General features: G+C 26.8%; 20 protein-coding genes and 1 pseudogene. 4 read left to right on the top strand and 17 right to left on the bottom strand.

Going from position 1 to position 20,492, the window contains the following annotated elements; genetic code table 11:
• Positions 1-4 precede the first annotated feature (4 nt).
• The 12 genes and pseudogenes from DYA59_RS02875 to DYA59_RS02820 form a co-directional block, all read right to left on the bottom strand.
• Positions 5-895: a beta-1,6-N-acetylglucosaminyltransferase gene (locus DYA59_RS02875; RefSeq protein WP_115269185.1), complete on the bottom strand. Its 891-nt coding sequence runs from the start codon at positions 893-895 to the stop codon at positions 5-7.
• 6 nt (positions 896-901) lie between these two features.
• Complete coding sequence (locus tag DYA59_RS02870) at positions 902-2,035, bottom strand: glycosyltransferase (RefSeq protein ID WP_115269183.1); 1,134 nt, start codon at positions 2,033-2,035, stop codon at positions 902-904.
• 9 nt (positions 2,036-2,044) lie between these two features.
• The gene (locus DYA59_RS02865) at positions 2,045-3,094 is read right to left on the bottom strand and encodes an EpsG family protein (protein WP_115269181.1); all 1,050 of its coding nucleotides are present in this window, start codon (positions 3,092-3,094) and stop codon (positions 2,045-2,047) included.
• On the bottom strand, positions 3,081-4,205 hold the full coding sequence (locus DYA59_RS02860) for a glycosyltransferase family 4 protein (RefSeq protein WP_115269179.1): 1,125 nt from the start codon (positions 4,203-4,205) through the stop codon (positions 3,081-3,083). The genes DYA59_RS02865 and DYA59_RS02860 overlap by 14 nt, the downstream gene beginning before the upstream one ends.
• A 16-nt stretch (positions 4,206-4,221) precedes the next feature.
• Positions 4,222-5,622: a dTDP-4-dehydrorhamnose reductase gene (gene rfbD / locus DYA59_RS02855; protein WP_115269177.1), complete on the bottom strand. Its 1,401-nt coding sequence runs from the start codon at positions 5,620-5,622 to the stop codon at positions 4,222-4,224.
• 159 nt (positions 5,623-5,781) lie between these two features.
• Positions 5,782-6,018 (bottom strand): annotated as a pseudogene (locus DYA59_RS02850) (sugar phosphate nucleotidyltransferase); the annotation flags it as partial.
• A gap of 1 nt (position 6,019) precedes the next feature.
• The gene (locus DYA59_RS02845) at positions 6,020-6,859 is read right to left on the bottom strand and encodes a glycosyltransferase (RefSeq protein WP_115269172.1); all 840 of its coding nucleotides are present in this window, start codon (positions 6,857-6,859) and stop codon (positions 6,020-6,022) included.
• Positions 6,859-8,223, bottom strand: coding sequence for a sugar transferase (locus DYA59_RS02840; RefSeq protein ID WP_115269170.1), 1,365 nt, complete (start codon positions 8,221-8,223; stop codon positions 6,859-6,861). The genes DYA59_RS02845 and DYA59_RS02840 overlap by 1 nt, the downstream gene beginning before the upstream one ends.
• A 157-nt stretch (positions 8,224-8,380) precedes the next feature.
• Positions 8,381-9,481 (bottom strand): transposase, encoded by a 1,101-nt coding sequence (locus DYA59_RS02835; protein WP_115269168.1) that lies wholly within the window; start codon positions 9,479-9,481, stop codon positions 8,381-8,383.
• A gap of 464 nt (positions 9,482-9,945) precedes the next feature.
• A complete protein-coding gene (locus DYA59_RS02830; protein WP_115269166.1) occupies positions 9,946-11,253 on the bottom strand; it encodes a PhoH family protein in 1,308 nt (435 codons plus the stop codon).
• A gap of 84 nt (positions 11,254-11,337) precedes the next feature.
• On the bottom strand, positions 11,338-12,252 hold the full coding sequence (locus DYA59_RS02825) for an NAD(P)/FAD-dependent oxidoreductase (protein WP_115269164.1): 915 nt from the start codon (positions 12,250-12,252) through the stop codon (positions 11,338-11,340).
• Positions 12,253-12,264: 12 nt separating this feature from the next.
• The gene (locus tag DYA59_RS02820; RefSeq protein ID WP_115269162.1) at positions 12,265-12,888 is read right to left on the bottom strand and encodes an MBL fold metallo-hydrolase; all 624 of its coding nucleotides are present in this window, start codon (positions 12,886-12,888) and stop codon (positions 12,265-12,267) included.
• A gap of 135 nt (positions 12,889-13,023) precedes the next feature.
• On the opposite strand from DYA59_RS02820, the gene DYA59_RS02815 reads away from it, so the two are divergent.
• Genes DYA59_RS02815 through DYA59_RS02805 form a run of 3 tightly spaced genes read left to right on the top strand, consistent with a single transcriptional unit; the run spans position 13,024 to position 14,663 of the window.
• On the top strand, positions 13,024-13,482 hold the full coding sequence (locus DYA59_RS02815) for a tRNA (cytidine(34)-2'-O)-methyltransferase (protein WP_115269160.1): 459 nt from the start codon (positions 13,024-13,026) through the stop codon (positions 13,480-13,482).
• 24 nt (positions 13,483-13,506) lie between these two features.
• Positions 13,507-14,085, top strand: a complete 579-nt coding sequence (gene ruvC / locus DYA59_RS02810) for a crossover junction endodeoxyribonuclease RuvC (protein ID WP_115269158.1) — start codon at positions 13,507-13,509, stop codon at positions 14,083-14,085.
• 2 nt (positions 14,086-14,087) lie between these two features.
• Positions 14,088-14,663 (top strand): nitroreductase family protein, encoded by a 576-nt coding sequence (locus DYA59_RS02805; protein ID WP_115269156.1) that lies wholly within the window; start codon positions 14,088-14,090, stop codon positions 14,661-14,663.
• 139 nt (positions 14,664-14,802) lie between these two features.
• On the opposite strand, the gene DYA59_RS02800 is transcribed toward DYA59_RS02805, so the two are convergent.
• Positions 14,803-15,969 carry a GNAT family N-acetyltransferase gene (locus DYA59_RS02800; protein WP_115269154.1) on the bottom strand — a complete coding sequence of 389 codons (1,167 nt, stop codon included), beginning with the start codon at positions 15,967-15,969 and terminating at the stop codon, positions 14,803-14,805.
• A gap of 97 nt (positions 15,970-16,066) precedes the next feature.
• Between DYA59_RS02800 and DYA59_RS02795 the strand changes: the two genes are divergently transcribed.
• Complete coding sequence (locus DYA59_RS02795; RefSeq protein WP_115269152.1) at positions 16,067-16,462, top strand: acyl-CoA thioesterase; 396 nt, start codon at positions 16,067-16,069, stop codon at positions 16,460-16,462.
• Between the two features lie 93 nt (positions 16,463-16,555).
• Here the strand turns inward: DYA59_RS02795 and DYA59_RS02790 are convergent, their stop codons facing one another.
• The 4 genes from DYA59_RS02790 to DYA59_RS02775 form a co-directional block, all read right to left on the bottom strand.
• Complete coding sequence (locus DYA59_RS02790; RefSeq protein WP_115269150.1) at positions 16,556-16,975, bottom strand: RrF2 family transcriptional regulator; 420 nt, start codon at positions 16,973-16,975, stop codon at positions 16,556-16,558.
• Positions 16,976-17,058: 83 nt separating this feature from the next.
• Positions 17,059-17,964 carry a DUF1385 domain-containing protein gene (locus tag DYA59_RS02785; RefSeq protein WP_115269148.1) on the bottom strand — a complete coding sequence of 302 codons (906 nt, stop codon included), beginning with the start codon at positions 17,962-17,964 and terminating at the stop codon, positions 17,059-17,061.
• Between the two features lie 15 nt (positions 17,965-17,979).
• Positions 17,980-19,491, bottom strand: coding sequence for a PP2C family protein-serine/threonine phosphatase (locus DYA59_RS02780; RefSeq protein ID WP_115269146.1), 1,512 nt, complete (start codon positions 19,489-19,491; stop codon positions 17,980-17,982).
• Positions 19,491-20,489 (bottom strand): hypothetical protein, encoded by a 999-nt coding sequence (locus tag DYA59_RS02775; protein WP_115269144.1) that lies wholly within the window; start codon positions 20,487-20,489, stop codon positions 19,491-19,493. The genes DYA59_RS02780 and DYA59_RS02775 overlap by 1 nt, the downstream gene beginning before the upstream one ends.
• Positions 20,490-20,492 lie beyond the last annotated feature (3 nt).

Here is a 20,492-nt window from a genome sequence, read left to right as displayed (position 1 = left end):
ATTTTTAAATATCATTTCTAATTCTTGCTATTATCTCATCTATAATTTCTGAATCTACTTTTTCATCAAACTTTCTTGCAAATAAATAATTACTTTCAAACAAATCATCAACATCACTTTTTCTCCAAATATATGGAGTTCCAGTATTCCAATCTATATATCTTTGATTAGCTGAACATTTATCATTATACTTATCATTAAATAAAGTCTCTTTAAATTTTGAATTATATACTAAAGTTTGAACAAACATTTCATCTCCACAAATAGTATATGCAAAACATTTTTCTATATCTTTTTCATTCTTAACTATATACTCAGCAAATTCTCTTGTTATACTAAAATAAGCTGATCCACTCTTAAATTGAACATTTTTATATTTTTTATTTCTATCTATTCCAAATATTTTTTGTAATAAACAAAAAATTCTTTCTTGGAAAATTGAGATAATTATTTTCCCTAAAAAGGTTCTTTTAGAAACTATATCTTGAAATGGTCTATAATATCTTATTCTTTTATATCTATCCAAACTTTTTATTTCTCTATCAAAATGTATAAAATTTTTTTCTTGATATTTTTTAAAAAAATCTAGTACTTTATCAATTCTTTTTAATATCAAATCTTGTCCTGTTATTAAATGAAAATATTTTAATTTATTATTTTTTAAAGCTAATTTTAACAACTTTAATTCACAATTAATTTGCGAGTATCCTCCCCAATTAATTTTCATTCTTTCTAATAAATTTATCTTTGAGTATATCAACTTAGGTGGGGTATATTCTTCACTTTTTTTATCTATATGTAAAAATATTTCTACATCTGGGTGATCTAATAAATATAGTAGTTTTGTTAGTTGATTATAATTATTATGAGCCATTATCATAAATGCATGTTTCATTATCTTTTAGTTCTCCTTTTCTAACTTTTCGAAAATTTCTTTAAATTTTTTCAATGAAGATTCATAACTATATTTTTCTTTAAAAATTTGATAAGAATACTCATTAAAAACAGGCTTATTATTATTTTCCCACCATTTCATATATTCAGTTATTGACTTTATAAATTCTTCTGCTGTATTACATAATCCACCAACTTTTTTATAATCTACTTCATACCCTTCAAAAGCTTCTTTTGTTCCAAAAATAGTTTTTCCATAAGATAACGCTTCTGCTGTCTTTACCTTCATTCCACCACCCATAAAAATTGGAGCTATTACAACATCAGCATCATTATAATATTCATCTAACGAATCTACAGTTCCTCTAACTTTAACTTTTGAATTTAAACTCTCCCATTTTTCTTTATTTATTTCCGTTCCTTTTCCTACTATTTCTAATTCAACATTTATATATGGTAATACTTTCTTTATAAAAAATTCTATTCCTTGAATATTTGGTAAAAATGTTCCTACTCCAACAAATAATAATTTCAACTTTTCTTTTTCAACTTTTTTATCAAACCTTGATATTTTTCTCATTGGAAAAGTAACTCCTATTTCTTTATCTGAACTAACTTTATATAATTCTTTCAATAAAATACTATCTCTACTATTCAAAGTAATTATCTTATCACTTATTTCACACACCTTCTTTTCATTTACTATTGAATTTTTCATAAACTTTTTCAATTTTATAGTATTTAATAAATTTTTTTTATTTTTTTTAGTTTCTAAATATAGAGGCTTCCATAGACTATGGTTAATATCATGGAAAAAAGTAATAATTTTTATTTTTGGATATTTTTTCTTTATTTTTTCAGCACAATATCCAAATGAACTACTTTCAAAAAAAACATAGTTAAACTCATTTGTAGATAATATACTTATAATTTCATCTTCCATTTTTATTGAGATACCTTCTAAACGTTTAAAAATAAAAGTATCTATAATTTTACTTACTATTGATTTTTTCTTTATTAAATATATTTCTATTTTTCTATTAAATATTTCTTTCAAATGTTCATAGTTTCGTTGAGCTACTTGGTATGCTCCATTTTTATTCTGAGAATTACTTCTATTACTAATATATAATATTTTCATCTTACACCTCTATTTAAAATAATTCCAATATTCTAATTCCAACTTTAAAGTAAAGTTAACATAATATAATAATATTAAAAATAAAAGTAAAACTATTCTTAACATAAATCTACTTTTAAATATATTTAATAACTTATCTTGAAGTACGAATTCAACATTAAAAAATGAACTTAATCTTCCTGCTATATCTCCATAATGATATAAAATAGCTCCAATTAAACAACTAAAGATATATACTTTTTTTAGAAAAATATATCTAGAAAAAAATAATAATTTTAATTTTCTATCAAATATGATTAATACTATTAAAAAAAATAATGAATAAAAATAAACAATATTAGTAGTTTTCTCTGAATAGTATCCTGTTAAATATACTTGATGTATTCCTAATTTTAATAAAATAATATTTAAGTAACCTTTTATATTAAAAAATGGAAATCCTAGTATAAAAATATAAATTATTTTCTCTTTTATTTCTAAATTTTTATTTAACAGTTTTAAAAATATGGGAAAAAACACAGCAAAAAAAATAGCCTTATGAAATAACCCTCCTACTAAAACCCAAAAATAATATTTTTTTTCTTTTTTTTTATACAATTCAATCAAAGCTAAATATAGAAATGAACAAGCCAAACCACTTCTTATCTGTGTAAACTCTTTTAAAAATATCCAACGACAATAATAAAAAGATAGAGAATAAAAAAATGATACTGAAAAAAAACTAATAAATTTATATAAATTATATAAATTTATCCCAGCAATAACTAAAAATAATACATTATAATCATCAATAACAAACTTTACTATTCCATTTAAAAAAAGATAAAATATTTCAAAACGTGATTCTTTTATGAAAGTAAGAGAATATTCAAATTCATTTAATAAACTAATATACATTTGATCATCTCTTGCTATATTTCCTCTGCAGCCAATTAAAAATAATAAAATTAATAGCATAAAAATTTTTAAAAAACCATATATTTTCTTATTTTTTTTTAAATAATCTTCAATGACAAACAATAAAAGTAATACTATTAAAATAATTCTATATATATTCATCTCTTACCTTTTTAGAATATATCTCCATATATTCTCTACTCATCCTTTTTGCTGAAATTATATTTTTTACTTTTTTTATTTCACTTTTTATTGACTGCTTTTCTAATATTTTCCCAATCTTATTCTCCAAATCCTGTTTATCATTATGATTAAAAATAGTACCTATATTTCCTAAACATATAATTTCTTCATGTGGTTTTATATTAGATAGAATAACTGGTAACTCAAATTGTAAAGCTTCTAATACAGAGTTTGGCATTCCTTCACTTTTAGATGCAGAAATATAAAAATCACTAGCTTTTAAATAATACTGAATTTCGTCTAATTTTTTTTTACCATAATAATATATATTATTACTCCCTTTTATTAAATTTTCTAATCTTTTTCTTTTATCTCCATCACCAAGTATTATAAGAATATAATCTTTTAATTTCTCCTTAAATACTTTAGTTAAAAATAAAATATTTTTTCTTTCATCTATTGAACTTATACTTATAAAAACTTTTTTCTTTAGGGATATCCCCAATTTTTTTCTTATTTCTTCTTTACTTTCTAATACATTTTGTAAATTTATTTTTTCTTCATCTATTCCATTCATAATTGAAATACTTTTTATTCCAGAATGTAGTCGGTTTAATTTAGAAACTCCTTCTCCACAACTTATATTTAAATTCATTTTTTTTAATGCTTTAATATAAATCTTTTTAAAAATGTATCCTTTTATTATTCCAAATTTATATATCAAATCTGTTGAAAAATCCCAATGAAGTGTATTTATTTTTTTTATATTTTTTATTCTTAAATTAGCTAATAAGACTGCGCTTGGTAAACAATGAGCATGTAAAATTTCTATCCTTAATTCTTTAATTTTTTTTTCTAAAAATTTATCTCTTTTAAAAACTATATTAAAATTTGAAGTAATATTTTCTATTATTTTAACTTCAAAATCTTCAAATTCTTTTTTTCTTGTATTCTCTTTCTCACTTTTTAAAGTTATTATATAAGGTTCAAATCTAGTCCTATCCAAATATTTTATAATTCCATATAATATATTTACAGGACCAGAATTTTCTAAATGTGATATCATATATCCAATTTTTATTTTTTTCATTTTTAATATCCCTCTTTTAGTTTTTTAAAAATTTTTCAATCCCCTCTCTCCAATGAGGTATCTTCTTATTTAGTAATTTCTCTATCTTACTACTATCTAATTTTGAATATTTAGCTCTTTTTGCCTTTAATGGAAAATCATTTGTCTTTGCTCTTTCCAATTTTCCTCTCCAGCCTATCTTATTTAATATATATTCTGCTTGTTCGTACTTAGAAGCTTCTCCTGCATTTGAAAAATGATATAATCCATACTTATTTGTTTGTATTAAAGCCCAAGAAAATTCTGCTAAATCCCTTGAATATGTTGGGCTAGATACTTGATCATCTACTATCTTTAATATATCTTTATCTTTTGACCAATTTATTACTTGTTTACAAAAATTATTGTTTCCCATTCCAAATACCCAAGATGTCCTAATTAAAAAAGCCTTCTCATATTTTAAAGAGTATTTCTCGCCTTCTAACTTAGATTTAGAATATACTGATAAAGGATTAGGAATATCTTCTTCTACATATGGTATCTCTTTTTCTCCATCAAATACAAAATCTGTCGAATAAGTTACAAAAATAATATCTTTTTCTTTACAGATCTCCGCTAAATTTTTAGGTGCATAAGTATTTAAAGAATAACACTTTTCAACTTCATCTTCTGCCTTATCTACATCATTATATGCAGCGCAATTAATAACTACTGTAAAATTATTACTATTCATATACATTTTTATTTTTTCTTTGTCTGTTATATCAAGATCTTGATAATCAGTAGCTATATATCTAACTCCTAATTTATCAAATAACTTTTGAAAATCCTGTCCTAATTGGCCATTAGCACCAGTAAGCAATACATAGTCTCCTTGGTAATTTTCTGTATATTCTTTAAAAGTTTGATGCTTTTTATCCTTTTCTGATAGAGTAAGTTCTGTTATTCCGTATTCTTCTAATTTCCAATCTATATTTAAATCTTTATCATTGTACATTATTCCACTATCATATTGTGGCGCATATATATCTGTACATTTATATTGAAACTCTGTATCATCTTCTAAAGTTAAAAATCCATGAGCAAATCCAGCTGGTATATAGAACATCTTTTTATTTTCTGCACTTAGTTCTATTCCATACCACTGTCCATATGTTTTACTTCTTTTTCTAATATCTACTGCTACATCATATACTGAGCCTTTTACTACTCTTACTAATTTTCCTTGAGAATGTTTAGTTTGAAAATGTAATCCTCTCAATACTCCTTTTCTAGATTTAGAATGATTATCTTGTACAAATTCTGCTGTTATTTCTAACTCTTCAAATTCTTTCTTATTATATGTTTCTAAAAAAAATCCTCTATTATCTCCAAATACAGTAGGCTCTATTATACATAGTCCTTCTATTCCTGTTTCCATTTTTTTAAACTTACTCATCTGCTCCACCTATTTCACTAAATTTACTAAATATTCTTCGTATTTTGATTCCATTAATGGTTTACTAACTCTAATACTTTTTCTTTACTTAACCATTTATTTATCTACAAACTTTTTTCCCATAATAAAAGTTTCTGTCAATCCTTTTGCTTTTTCTTATATTACACATTCCGATTTCACTCTAAATCTTTCTCCATTTCTAAGTAGAGCTTTAAATAAAGGTAAATCTCTAGGAGTAGAGATTACTAATATCTCTTTTATTCCTGCTAACATAAGAATAAAAAGGGGGTAATAGATCGTTGGTTTATCATATATTGGATTTATTTGTTTTGATATCGCTTTTGTTATAGGATAAAGTCTTGTTCCACTTCCTTCTGCCAATATTATTCCTTTCATTTTAATCCTCCATTTTATATCCTATCCATCTAGCTCCTATATCAAAAGGAAGATAGATTAATTCTTTTATATTTTTTCTTTTTAATAACTCTTTTATTAAAAAAAGTAATACTTTATTTCCTTCACTTTGTGTTTTAGAAAAATCAATTTCATTTTTATATAATTTCTCAAATTTTCCTATATCTTTATATCTTTTATAAGTATCTTTTAAAGATAGTTGGTGTGAATGCCAAATTCTACTTTGAGAAGCGTACAAGAAACTATATCCATTTTCTACTATCTTATTAGCTAAATATACATCTTCATTTGTAGGAACTTCAAAATTATATCCACCTAATTCAAAAAATTTTTCTTTTATAATAGCTGATGAGGCATCACTATAGAAAATATTTTTTCTTCCATTTTTTTCTTTCATTTCTTTATTACAAATTCTATCTTTATTAGGATAGTTAAATTCTCTAATTATTTTTTCAATATTAGAATGTTCTTCATATGCTATCTGTCTTGAAAAAGAAGCTATTATCTTTTCATTTAATGGTTCAATCAAATTTTTTAACCATTGATTATCATAAGGTAATATATCTTGAGTTATAAAGACTAAAATGCCCCCTGATGACTTTAATGCTCCCTCATGTCTTGTTTTAGCATGATTAAATTTTTCTATCTCTAAAACAATATCAAATAGCTCTTTAGCTTTTTTTAGACTAGTATCTTTTGATTTTGTTACCAAAGCTATCAATTCTATTTTTTTATTAATCTCTTGTTCTTTTATCTTTGAAACTAATTTTTCTAAATACTTCTCTCCATTATAAATTGGTACTATTATAGAAATTTTTTCCATCAATACGCACCCTTTCTATATATAACATTCTTTATTGTCTTAATTGTTATTATCACATCTAGCCATAGTGACCAGTTACGTATGTAATATAAATCTAAACCTATTCTTGAATCATAGTCCTCTACATCTGACCTTCCATTAGCTTGCCACATTCCTGTTATCCCTGGTTTTACCATAAATATCTTTCTAGCATTTTCTTTCCCATAGTACATATCTACTTCCTTTTGTACTACTGGTCTAGGTCCTACAAAGGACATCTCTCCTTTTATTACATTCAAAAACTGTGGAAACTCATCTAATGAAGTTTTTCTTAAAAACTCTCCTACCTTTGTAATTCTTGGGTCATCTTTCAATTTAAAGGTTCTATAGAACTCTTCTCTTATCTTCTCATCTTTTTCTAATAGTTCTTGTAATCTCTCCTCTGCATCTACATACATACTTCTAAATTTATACATCTTAAATGTTTTTACATCTTTACCAATTCTATTTTGGGTAAATATTGCTTTCCCACCATCTTTTTTTATCTTAGGGGCAAAGATTAAATAAAGTAGGCCTAATACTACACAACCTATACTACCAGCAATGATATCAAAACATCTTTTTAGTATTTTGTATCTTTTCTTATTCATTCCGTTATAAGTAGATAGCACCATCATTCCATCATAGTCCTCTACTGTTGAGTTAAGTGTATATGTGCCATTTAGTCTTGGAATAAACTTAATCTTATCTACCCTACCATCTAGCTTATTAATTATCTCTTCCATCTGCTCGTTATTTGCTAGTGGTAAGGCTATAAGTACCTCATTTACTTTATTCTTATCTAGGATTTTATCCAAATCCTCATAAGTACCTATTACTTTGTCTTTTTCCACATGAACCTCTTGATTTACCCCTTCTATATTATTAGCTGAGATATATCCCAATAGTTTATACATAGTAAAGGTATTATTATCTTTTATTATCCTTGTTATCTGATTAGCAGTATTTCCTATCCCGATTATTAATAAACTCTTCTCAAGTTTTTTTCTAAACACTTTCCTTATAAAGCTAATTATAAAAATATTAAAAAACGTAAAAGTAAGTCCTACAAAAAGATGAACAGGGATATACTTTACTCCCCAAAAAGCCAAGTCATTGATTAGCATAATTATTAAATATTCTATATGAACTAATAAAAGCTTTCTCAACTCTTCCCATATTAGAATAGTTTTAAAGGAATACATATTTTTAGTCAAATTTAAAGCCAGATAAATGAAAAATGTATTGTACATTATCCTATCTGGCACTTTAAATAATTCATTAACTACAAAGTAGAAAATGAACTGCATTATTATCATTACAACTTTTGCTACTTGTCTTTTCATAAAAATTCTCTCCAATTTATTTTTTTAATATTATTTAACAAATGAAAAGTACTGACACTTCTTACTCCTCACTACTCAAGAATTTCCATTCCTCTCTAAAGAGTGATAGCCCAATCTCTTTCATTTGAAGTTTTCACTATTACTAGTTAGGTTCGCATCAAAACCTATTTTTTAGTTTTCTATTTAAAATTTCAACCAACATTCTAGGAGCTCTATTTCCTCTTTTCCCACTCCTAGTTATCTTTACTCTTTTTTCTTTACCCTTAGAGTAAATTTCTTCTTGTACACTCTCTAACTCTTCTATCTCTACCTTATCCCCAAGTTTTAATATCTCGTTACTTAAGCACTCATGTTGGTACTTTCTCACCTCACTTTGCTTTCTATATATCTCCTTTAATTCCTCTACTAGCTTTCTATGTCTTACACTGAGTGTTGATAATCCCTCTTTTTTTCTTCTATTTATCTTCTCTATTAGCTCTTTTCTTCTAAGCTCTAGTAGATATATCTTATCTGCTAATTCAACCTCTTTTACTTTTCCATCTTTTTCATAGATGAGATATTCTTTCCCTATCTTTAATCTAATCTCACCACTTCCAACTCTATTTCTATACTCTCCAGTTTTCTTATCTATCTCTCTAGGTGGAATACCTTTAAAAACTAACTGTGTATAGTATTTGAGTTTCCCTCGAATATTTTTTCTCATAATACGACAATAAGCTATCTCACTCTTAAGCGCTTCTTTTTCATAGTAGTTTTCCTTATCAATTAGAACTTTTAACTTAAGACCTTTCCAATCAATGTATCCATCTATATATCTAATCCCTGTTCCATTAGATTTTCCCTCTAAGGATTTGAAATCATCTTCCTGTTTAAAATGAACCTTCTGTCCACTTCCATACATCATTTTTTCAAAAGCTCTCCACACTTGTGAAGCTATCTTTTGAGCAGTAAATGAATCTATATTCTTTTTAAAAAATTTCTGCATATTCTTTACTTCTTTGTGAAAAGAATACTCATTAAAGCCATTTTCTTTCCTAATCTCTTCTAATTTCTTGTAAAGGACTTTCTTTCCTTCGCTATTAGCTATTTCATATAGTAGTTCTCTGTACTCTTTTCTTTTTATCATCTCACCATATTTTTTTAACATTTTTCCTAAAAGTGAATTATATATATCTCTACCTATCCTAAATCTTTTCTCTAAGATATCCTCTTGATATTTTTCCACTTTCAAAGGAAATTGGACTATATAGTTAGACACTTTTAAAATTCCTCCTCATTCGAGTTCTTCTTTTGATGAAAAGGCGTATTTTTCATCAAAAAATAACTCTAAAATTAGTACTTTTTTAAAAAAAATTCTAATTAATAAACTTAATCTCCTTGACATATGCTTAAAAAAAGGGTAAAATAGGTTATTCACGAGTAAAAGAAAGTACGCTTTTTCATCAAAAGGCGTACTTTTCCAAAAAATAAAAAAAGGTAGTCAGTCTCTCAAAACCAAAACTACCTTTTCCCAAGCTATTCAATTATATAATTGAGTAGCTTTTTCTATTTAATCAAATTTGTGTAATATATAGTAATTTTATATTAATATACTTGTATTATTCTATTCACAATTTACATTGATAGGGTCTCAATGTTTTCGTTAAGGGGGTCTCAACATTTTTAGTGACCTACAAATTTTTCTAAAAAAATAGAGAGCCAAAGCTCTCTATTAAAATTCATCTATAATAACTTAGCAGCTATCTCTGCTATATCTGATCTTTCACCTTTTTTTAAAGTTATATGCCCTACAATTTTTTCAAATTTTAATCTATCGGCCATATAAGTCAGACCATTTGTATTCGCATCTAAATATGGATTATCTATTTGCTGAGGATCGCCAGTAAATATTATTTTAGTCTCTTGACCAGCTCTTGTCACAATTGTTTTTATCTCCAAAGGGCTAAGATTTTGAGCTTCATCTATGATAATAAGACCTTTAGGAATACTTCTTCCTCTTATGTATGTAAGTGGTTCTATTTTCATCATTCCCATAGCTTCTAATCCTTCTACCACTTTTTCACCTGTCTTATCATCTTTAGCTTCACTTAAAAATTCTATATTATCAAAAATAGGTTGCATCCAAGGTCTTAGTTTTTCTTTTTCAGTACCTGGAAGATATCCTAAGTCTTTTCCCATTGGAATAATAGGTCTAGCAATTAAAATCTTTTTATATCTTTTTCTTTCTACTACAAGTTCAAGAGCAGTAGCAATAGCTAAAAGCGTTTTTCCAGTTCCAGCTCCACCTACTAATGTAACTACTTTGACACTCTCATCCATAAGTAACTCCATAGCAAATCTCTGCTCATCATTTCTAGCTCTAAGTCCCCAGGCTTGCACATCACCAAGTAAAAACTTTTTAATTTTTCCCTCTATATATCTACCACACATGATATTATCTTTATATTTTAATTTAAAAAAACAATTTGGAGTTGGTAAAATATCATCTCTTTTTAGAGCAGTAAACTCAATTTTTCCATCCTTATCAAATTTATTATAAAGTCTTTTATCCACATCAACTTCAAAAAATCCATCATGTAAATCACTGTATTCAACCCTGTCTGTATTATAGTCCTCTACCTCTAGACCAAGTGAATCAGCTTTTACTCTCATATTAATATCCTTACTTACTATTATTACTCTTTTATCAGGATTATCTTTTTTTATTCCTAAAGTTGCAGAGATAATATTATTATCTACTATATCCCTATCTAAATTCTCTGGAAGTAAACTCCTATCATTTTTTATTTCTACTTTGAAAAAAATATCATTTGGGAGTTCAACCCCTTTAGATAAGCTTCCCTTACTTCTTATCTCATCTAATACTCTTGAAGCCATCCTAGCTTGAATAGCAGTACTTTGACTTCTTTTTAATTTATCAATCTCTTCTACCACATAGATAGGAAGTATTACATCATTTCCTCTAAAATTATATATACATTTAGGATCATGAATAAGGATATTAGTATCTAATACAAAAATTTTTCTCATAATTAATCAACTCCTTTGAGTAGCAAAATCAAAATGTAATATATTTATATTTACGAGAAAAAATATCTATTTCCTTTTTTATTTTTACTTCTTCAATGCTCTTTTTATAACTTCTAAAGCAGCTATTGTCCCATCAGCAACTGATACAGTCACTTGTTTTACAGCCCCACTTCTAATATCTCCAGCTGCATACATTCCTTCTACATTCATTTTCAAATCTGCAGAAGTTATTATATTTCCATTTTTATCTAATTTTGCAAATTCACCATACATCTCAGCATTACTTTTCGTTCCAAGATATAAGAATACAAAATCAGACTTATAAACTTTTTCTTCTTCTTTTTCCATTACAACTAATTCTTCAACATACTCTTTACCTTTTATCTCTAAAAGCTTTACACCTGTAATTATTTCTACCTTCTCAGAAGAAGCAAGAGCTTCATAACTCTCTTTACTACATTTAAATTCATCCTCAGTTACCATAACTCTTATAAGTTTAGAAAACTTTGTTAAAAACAATGCCTCTTCAGCTAACTCTTCTCCTTGCCCTACTAAAGATACAGTCATAGACTTAGTAAAAGCTCCATCACAAGTTGCACAGTAAGATACTCCTTTACCTAAGAACTCTTTCTCTCCTTTGAGCTTTTTACCAAAATTCTTTCCTGATCCAGTAGCTACTATTATATTTTTAGTTTTAAAGTTCCCAGCATCAGTTTTTACTATCTTTATCTCCTCATATGGATCAAATCCTAGAAGTGTCCCCTCTACAAATTCGGCTCCAAATCTCTTAGCTTGCTCTTTCATACGTAAATTTAACTCGTCCCCTGTTATTCCTTCTGGAAATCCTGGGTAATTATCTACCTTATGAGCCATGTATAGGCTTCCCATACCAGCTCTTTCTACTACCAATGTAGATAGCCTTGATCTCCCTGTATATAAAGCAGCACTTAATCCTGCTGGTCCTCCTCCTACAATTATTACATCATATATTTTTTCCATATTATCACCTTCCTATATCATTCCTTGCATTGTTAAAAATGCTCTTTCTTCCCCTATAGTAGTTGGCTCACTGTGTCCGCTATACACTTTTGTATCCTCTGGTAAAGTACACAATTTTCTCAAACTATTAAACAGCATCTCTCCATCACTCGTAGGTAAATCATATCTTCCAAAACTTCTTTTAAACATAGTATCTCCAGAAATTAACATCTTTTCTTTGACATTATAAAAGCATTTTGAACCTATAGTATGTCCTGGTGTATCTAAAACTTCAAACTCTCCTACCATATCTCCCTCTTTTATAGTTATATAGTCTCCGTCATAGATAAAATCTTTTCCATTCATATACCTCATAAGGTTTAATTCTGGCTCAGTCAAAAACTTTTCTTCCTCTTTTCCTATATACACAGTTACATCTGGAAAGATCTCTTTGATTCTATTTAATCCCCCTATGTGATCTCCATGTCCATGTGTAAGTACCATATACTTAAGTGTAAGCTCATGAGTTTTTAAAAAAGTTTCAACTCTTCCTATATTCTCACCTCCACAGTCAAAAAGATAAGCCTCTCTATTCTCATTCCATACTAGATAACAATGCGTCATTAAACTTCCCAAATAAAAAGTTTGTATGTTCATTCGTTCCTCCTAATGTCTCTCTTTTACATCAACATTTATATTATACTTTACCTATCCCAAGTTGTCAAAATATTACTGATAATTTTTTAAATCTGTGCTATAATTGTATGTATAAATTTTTAAGGAGGAATCACTTTGAATATAGTCTTATTAAATCCTGAAATACCTTATAATACAGGAAATATTGGCAGAACATCAGTTCTTACAAATACAAGATTACATCTTATTAAACCACTTGGATTTTCTTTAGACGAAAAGCAACTGAAAAGAGCTGGACTAGATTATTGGCATTTAGTAGATTTAGTGATATGGGAATCATATGAGGAATTTATAGAAGCTAACAAAGGGGCAAGAATCTTCTATGCTACTACAAAGACAAAACAAAAATATTCTGATATAGAGTTTAAAGAAGATGACTTTGTAATGTTTGGACCTGAATCTAGAGGAATCCCAGAAGAGATTTTAAATGCTCATCAAGAAAGTTGTATCACTATCCCTATGATAGATATGGGACGTTCATTAAACCTTTCAAACTCTGCTGCTATAATTTTATATGAAGCACTCAGACAAACAAATTTTAATTTTAAAAAATAACTTTATAACTGAGGAGTAGAAAATATGAGAATATTAGGTATTGATCCTGGAACTGCTATTGTAGGTTTTTCTATTTTAGATTTTGAAAATAATAAATTTAATGTTATAGATTATGGTTGTATCTATACTGATAAAAATATACCTATGGAGGATAGACTTTGTAAAATTTATTCAGAACTTACCGAGATAATAAAAAAATATTCTCCTAATGAAATGGCAATCGAAGAGTTATTCTATTTTAAAAATAATAAAACTGTAATATCAGTAGGACAAGCTAGAGGTGTTATAGTATTATGTGGAAGACAACATAATCTTGCAATAAATCATTATACTCCTCTCCAAGTAAAAACAGGAATTACAGGCTATGGAAAAGCTGAGAAAAAACAGATTCAACTTATGGTTCAAAGAATTTTAGGACTTCCTGAAATTCCTAAACCAGATGATGCTGCTGATGCTTTGGCTATTGCCATAACCCATATAAACTCAAAAAACTCTAGAATATTTGGAAGAGAATTAGCTGGAAAATTAAGTAGTAAAAATCTTCCTAAAACCAAGCTTTCAGTTAAGGAATATAGAGACTTAATCTTAAATGGAGGTAATTAATTATGATGATTGACATTTTAAAAAAAATTCGTTCACACAGAAGCTTTACTAAAAAGAAAATATCTATGGAAGAATTAGAAAAAATGTTAGAAGCAACAAGATATGCTGCATCTACTAAGAATTCACAAAAGCTTAGATATGTTTTAATTAATAGTAACGAGCTTTGTGAAAAAATATTTCCAATGGTTAAATTTGCAGGGGCAATATCTTGGAATCCAACTATTGAAGAAGCTCCTACTGCCTACATTCTAATTTGTAGTGAAAATCCATTGACTGATATTTCAGAGAAAAATCTTTATTTTGATATGGGAATTGCTTCTCAAAATATTTTACTCATAGCCAATGAGCTTGGATATGGTGGATGTATAATTGGTTCTTATAATAAACCTGAAATAGAAAAATTAATAGAACTTCCTAAAAATTATATCTCCCATATGCTTATTTCACTTGGAGAATCTAAAGACACTGTAAGTATTATAGAGGCTATAGATAATAATCTAATCTATTCAAGAGATAGTAATAATCATCATTTTGTTCCTAAATTACCACTGAGTAAAATTTCTTTATTAAAAAAGTAAAAAATATTCTTGACTTTTTTAATAAATTAATATATAATTCAAGTATCCTTTCTTTTAAAAAGTTTAATTTACTTAATTTAATATAAAAGCTGTCAGAGAATTTTGACAGCTTTTGTACTTTTTAAATATAAAATAAATTTTATTGGTAATCTTGAATATAATTCTTCTTCAATATAAAAATAGATTTCTCTTTTATCTTTTTTATTACCTCTCTATTTTTTACTTCTAATTTTTCAAGAAAAATTAATTCATCTATACTCAATTGACCAAACACTAATGAAGATAAATCTCCTATATCAATTTTAATATCCCAATCTCCTATTCCACTATAAGTTAATTCTCCTTCCTGACTAAACTTATAAATCCCGTTATTTTCCATTATAATACTATCAGTTACTAATATTCTCATATCAATATCATAAATATTAAGCATCTTAAAAACTTCCATGGGGTTCAAAATTCTGCCCATAGCAAATGGAAATTTTTTCTTTATAAAAGATTTTTGATTTATAAAGCAATACTCTAAAGATCTTTCATCAATATTCTTTATTTCCACTTCTGAATAATACTCTTTGAAACTTCTAACCAAAGCCAATAAATTTTCTAATGCTCTTCTATCTTTAGTAAAAATCTCTCTAATCTCTATTTTTTCTCTTCTGTAAAAAGCAATATATCCTTTTATCTCTTTATCTAAATAAATAGAAAAAATATCTCCTCCATCACTTTTTATCTCTTTCACCCAATCTCTATAATATTTTTCATCTCTTTGTATATATAAAGATAAATCTTTCATTTTATCTTCATATACCTCTATTAAATCTTCATAAATTTCATCTTCACTATTTAACTCTATTCTTCTTATATCATAAGCTCTTTCCACTTTATTATATGGTATACTCTCTATTCTCATAGAATAGCTACTTAATCTAGTCACATACTCAAACCCATACTTTCTATATATCTCTGGATTTATTGGAGATAAAAATATAAATGGTATCTCTCTTTTTTTGTTTTCAATAAGAGATTCCTTTATTAAATCATCCATATATCCTTTTCCTCTATACTCAGGTGAAACCGCTACACCTACTATATAAATAGAATCAAAAATAGTTCCATTAAAATTGATTCTATATGGATTTTCATGGAGTGAAGCTTTTATCTCATCATCCTCTTCTAAAAGTAAATACTTATGCCTATCATATAAATTATCGAAATAAAATTTTACCTCTTTTTCGGAATCTAAAAAACATTCCTGCCATATTTTTCTAGCTTTTTCAAAATCTCTTTCCATTCCATACCTTATCATAACCTCACTCCCTATCTTATAATTTTTCCTTTTATTTTCATTCTAATTATATTATAATTTAATTATTAAAAAAAATCTATGAAATTTAGGAGGAATAATGTTTGTATTCAATTATAGAATTCAAAAAGATGATATTAACTATGGCGGACATGTAGGAAATGAAAGAGCTTTACTTTTTTTTCAAATGGTTAGAATGCGTTTCTTCGAGTTTTTAGGAGTAAGTGAAATGGATTTAGGAGATGGAAATGGAGTTATCCAAAAAAATGCTTTTGTAGAATATAATAGAGAACTTTTTTTAAATGACACTATTAGTATTAAGATAGTTAATATAGAGTTTAGTAAGTTAAGTTTTAATATAAAGTATGAAATTTATAACGAATCTAATGAAAAAGTCATAAATGGCTCAACACTTTTAGTTTGTTTTGATTATTCTAATCGTAAAGTAAAAAAACTTCCTGACTCTTTTAAAGAAAAAGTTCTAAAGTTAGCATAAAATAATAAAAAATAAAAAGGAGTGTGCTAGTTTTATCAATAGGTACACTCCTTTATATTATTTTAATTAAATAATTTATAAATAACAATTTTTTTAATCATCATGATAAGTTTCTTCAGCTAACTCTTTAAAATTACGAGATTCTAGAGCCCTTATAAATTCTCTTTGAATTCCATTAAATGCTCTATGTACAGCGCAATCTCCCTTTCTTAAGTTACAAGCCTCAAGATTACCTAAGCAATCTTTTATACAAATAACTGGTTCTATTGTTTCTACAGCATCTCTTAGAGTTATCTCTTCACTAGGCTTAGTTAATTGATACCCCCCTCTAGCTCCCTTATATATCTTTACAAGTCCAGCCTTTTCCAATTTTTTCAAAATTCTAAGACTAAATAGATGTGGAATATTTTCCGCATCAGAAATTTCATTTGATGAAACTATCCTATTTTCTCCATACTTAGTCAAATAAAGTAGTATTCTAATTACATACTCAATCTCATTTTTAATCCTCATAGTAATCTCCCTAATCTTTTAATATATATGACTCATTATATCATAATTGATCAAAACTTGCAATTTTTATTTATAACTTTACCTTATCCTTGAATTTCTCTTGCATTTTCAACTTTTTCTCCCAGTGCAGCTTTAATTGCTACAATAGCCACTTCCAACTGCTTTAAATCCGGTTCCTTAGTTGTTATCTTTTGTAAAGATAATCCTGGAAAAGCCAATGCTTTTATACACAAATTATCTAAATGCTTAGAACTATATCTTTGTATCTCATAAGATATTCCCGCTATAAGTGGCATAAGTAAAACTCTAAGTCCAACTTTCATCACAATTCGTCCTACCACAGTAATTGGTGTTGGAAAAATAAGATCTATTATTGAAAAAACTATAATAGCTATTAACATAACAATAAGTAAAAAACTTGTCCCACATCTAGGATGTAAAGTTGTAAATTTTTTAGCATTTTCTGGTGTCAAATCCATACTATTTTCATATGCATATATAGACTTATGCTCTGCTCCATGATATTCATATACTCTTTTTACATCCTTTGAAAAAGATATAATCCATATATAAAAAATAAAAAATATTAACCTCAAGGCAGCTTCTAAAAGATTAGAATATATTTTATTGTCTAAAAATAAAAAACTTGCAATTAATGAAGGTAATACTATAAATAACCCTATTCCTAATCCTAATGAAATTACTGTCGTGAGAATAGCTTCCTTTTGAGTAATTTGCTTTTCTTCTTTTTCTTCAGCTTCATTAGCTGAAAAAGTTAACTCCTTTATTCCCATTACAAGTGCGTCAAAAAGCATTACAGCACCTCTTATAAATGGAATTTCTGTTAATCTACTTCTCTTTTTTGATATTAATGTTTTTTTATAAACTATTTCTCCTGAAGGCTTTCTTACTGCTGTAGCTACACAACTTGGACTTCTCATCATAACTCCTTCTATTACAGCTTGACCTCCTATACTTACTCTATCCATTTTTTCTCCTTTCTACTAAACATTACTCTTTAGTATTACAAATGTTAAATCATCCGTTTGCTCATAATCTTTCCTAAATTTATTTATAGCTTCAAGAATTACCTCTCTCAATTCCTTTGGCGATTTATTTTTATTTTCATAAATTACCTTTTGTAATCTTTGTAAACCGAACATTTCTTTATGCTTATTCTCCGCTTCAGTAATCCCATCTGTATAGAATATAACTATATCTCCCTTTTCTAGTTGAATCTCTCCTTGCTTATATTTATATTCCTTTAAAAATCCAATAGCCACACCTTTTACAGTATGTAACTCTATCTTATCTGTTGCTGCTCTATATACAACAAGTGGATTATGACCTGCATTTGAATAATAAAGTCTCCTCATTTTTTTATCATATTTACTATGTATCATAGTTATAAACATATCTTCCGTTATATCTGAGTATATTATCTTATTTAATTCATTCAAATTTTCGTTAGGAGCAAATTCTCCTGTTAATGTCAACGTTTTTAAAACTGATCTTCCTAAAGCCATCAAAAAGGCTGCTGGTACTCCCTTACCACTTACATCTGCTATCGTAATAGAAAAAATATCATTATCTAAAATAGTATAGTCATAGTAATCTCCACCAATTTCTTTAGCTGATTCGAAATATTGTGCTATCTCTAATCCAAATATTTCATCTATATCAGCCGGAAGTATTTTCTTTTGAATTCTGGAAGCTACATCTAATTCATTTGATATTCTCTCTTTTACAAGGAGCTCTGAATATATTTTAGCATTATTAATAGCAATAGATACCTGTATTACTAATGCTGACATTGTTTCTTCATCGAGATCTATCATTTTATTTTTATCTTCTATAACAAATATAACTCCTAACTCTTTTTCTTTTACGACAAGTGGTGATATAACTATCATTTCATCTTCAGCTAAATTAAATTTTTTGGATAATTTTTTATATATTTCTTGATACTCTTTTTTAGAAAATTCTCTCATCTCATCTTCAGAAAATAGAAGATTTTCCCTAAAATTACATTCTCCTTTTGTTTTTTTATTAATTAGACCACTTTCTTCCCAAAGGTATAGTGACAATCTCTTAGCTCCAGTCAAAACAAAATAGGCATCTAATATTATGTTTATAATACTATCTAAGTCTAAAACTGAAAGTACAGCTCTAGAAAGAGAGTTTAAATTTGAGAGATTTTCTACCCTTCTTTCTAATATTTGATTACTATATTCTAGCTGTGTAGATTTTTGTACCAAAGAGTTATATGTTTCCTCTAACTCTTTTCTATATTCTCTCAATTCTCCAATAGAATTTTCTAATTCTAAATCTTGTTTAATAACATTTTTTATCGTATCTTCATACTCTTCCTTTAGTACCTCTGGAACATCCTCAATTTGTTTTTTATTTCTAATACTTGTTAAAATAGTCATCATTGCTTCTGTTATCTCTTCTTCTTTTTTTCTCGAATGGTATAGCATCAATCCTATAACAAGTATAAAAATAAGATATATCATTAATCTATCCTCCACTTAGTCTCTACAGTACCAAAATTAACTGTTTCTCTTTTTGTGTCCTCTTTTTTCAAAGTAGCTTTTTTTAAAACACTGTTAGGTACATGTTTTACATCAAATTTTTGAATATCTTTTAATTTTAAACTTTTATTGTCTTCAAGTTTAGGTATTAAGTTTAAAGGCCCAATAACATCTATAATTTCAGTAGATATCTCATAGTCTTTTACATTTTTTACATTTAAGTTATTAATCAAAAGTATTTTTCCAGGAATAACCATATCCTCTATGCGTCCATCTATTATTATAATTTTAGACTTAAATTCAGCCATTTTTGTTTGAGATAAAATATCAGTTTCTATATATAATGGATAGATTAAATCCTTAGCTTTTTCTAATTGATCTAATCCTACTTCTATCACTAAATCATCCATTAATGTTAAAGCCGTATTAGAAAAAAACTTTCTATTCTTAAATATCTCATCTACAATTTTGTCTTTATCTAGTTCAGTATAATACTGATCAGGATTATATAAATATTCTCTTTCTAAATAACTATACCAATAAAACACTTGCTTATTCAAATATTTTTGAACACTACCTGAATTATTAGGAGTCTTTATAACTATATTTTTATCTAAAAATTCTTTTTCTTCATCTGTTAGTAAATAAGCTTGCTTAAAGTAAATTTTTTCACTCTCTCGCACTTCTCTTTTTTGTAAATTTAATAAGTCCTTATATAATTCAAGAGGAATAATTAAGTTTATATCTTTTTTATAAACCAGCATCTTAGAAGTCAAAATATCAAATTCCTTATAAAATAAATCTTTTTCTTGAGGCGACTCAGGATAATTAATTTTATAAAAAATTATCTTATATTTATCTGGTACTATTTTGGTATTTTCAAACTTTACTATCTGACTTCTATCTTTTCTAGCAACTATACTTCCACAAGATGTAATAAATAACGCTAAAATTACTAGAACTAATATTTTTTTATTCATTCC

Origin of the sequence: Fusobacterium necrogenes (assembly GCF_900450765.1) — a bacterium.
In the GTDB taxonomy this organism is placed as follows: domain Bacteria; phylum Fusobacteriota; class Fusobacteriia; order Fusobacteriales; family Fusobacteriaceae; genus Fusobacterium_A; species Fusobacterium_A necrogenes.
Note: the sequence above shows the minus strand (reverse complement) of the source record. Positions and strands in the feature narration are given on the sequence as shown.

Excerpts from the sequence above, each read along its gene's own strand:
- DYA59_RS02790 (WP_115269150.1), bottom strand. The coding sequence starts at position 16,975 with ATGAGGATTAAAAATGAGATTGAGTATGTAATTAGAATACTACTTTAT.
- DYA59_RS02820 (WP_115269162.1), bottom strand. The coding sequence starts at position 12,888 with ATGAACATACAAACTTTTTATTTGGGAAGTTTAATGACGCATTGTTAT.
- DYA59_RS02845 (WP_115269172.1), bottom strand. The coding sequence starts at position 6,859 with ATGGAAAAAATTTCTATAATAGTACCAATTTATAATGGAGAGAAGTAT.
- DYA59_RS02825 (WP_115269164.1), bottom strand. The coding sequence starts at position 12,252 with ATGGAAAAAATATATGATGTAATAATTGTAGGAGGAGGACCAGCAGGA.
- DYA59_RS02870 (WP_115269183.1), bottom strand. The coding sequence starts at position 2,035 with ATGAAAATATTATATATTAGTAATAGAAGTAATTCTCAGAATAAAAAT.
- DYA59_RS02795 (WP_115269152.1), top strand. The coding sequence starts at position 16,067 with ATGTTTGTATTCAATTATAGAATTCAAAAAGATGATATTAACTATGGC.
- DYA59_RS02860 (WP_115269179.1), bottom strand. The coding sequence starts at position 4,205 with ATGAAAAAAATAAAAATTGGATATATGATATCACATTTAGAAAATTCT.
- DYA59_RS02875 (WP_115269185.1), bottom strand. The coding sequence starts at position 895 with ATGAAACATGCATTTATGATAATGGCTCATAATAATTATAATCAACTA.
- DYA59_RS02780 (WP_115269146.1), bottom strand. The coding sequence starts at position 19,491 with ATGATATATCTTATTTTTATACTTGTTATAGGATTGATGCTATACCAT.
- DYA59_RS02785 (WP_115269148.1), bottom strand. The coding sequence starts at position 17,964 with ATGGATAGAGTAAGTATAGGAGGTCAAGCTGTAATAGAAGGAGTTATG.
- rfbD (WP_115269177.1), bottom strand. The coding sequence starts at position 5,622 with ATGAGTAAGTTTAAAAAAATGGAAACAGGAATAGAAGGACTATGTATA.
- ruvC (WP_115269158.1), top strand. The coding sequence starts at position 13,507 with ATGAGAATATTAGGTATTGATCCTGGAACTGCTATTGTAGGTTTTTCT.
- DYA59_RS02775 (WP_115269144.1), bottom strand. The coding sequence starts at position 20,489 with ATGAATAAAAAAATATTAGTTCTAGTAATTTTAGCGTTATTTATTACA.
- DYA59_RS02865 (WP_115269181.1), bottom strand. The coding sequence starts at position 3,094 with ATGAATATATATAGAATTATTTTAATAGTATTACTTTTATTGTTTGTC.
- DYA59_RS02840 (WP_115269170.1), bottom strand. The coding sequence starts at position 8,223 with ATGAAAAGACAAGTAGCAAAAGTTGTAATGATAATAATGCAGTTCATT.
- DYA59_RS02800 (WP_115269154.1), bottom strand. The coding sequence starts at position 15,969 with ATGATAAGGTATGGAATGGAAAGAGATTTTGAAAAAGCTAGAAAAATA.
- DYA59_RS02830 (WP_115269166.1), bottom strand. The coding sequence starts at position 11,253 with ATGAGAAAAATTTTTGTATTAGATACTAATATCCTTATTCATGATCCT.
- DYA59_RS02805 (WP_115269156.1), top strand. The coding sequence starts at position 14,088 with ATGATGATTGACATTTTAAAAAAAATTCGTTCACACAGAAGCTTTACT.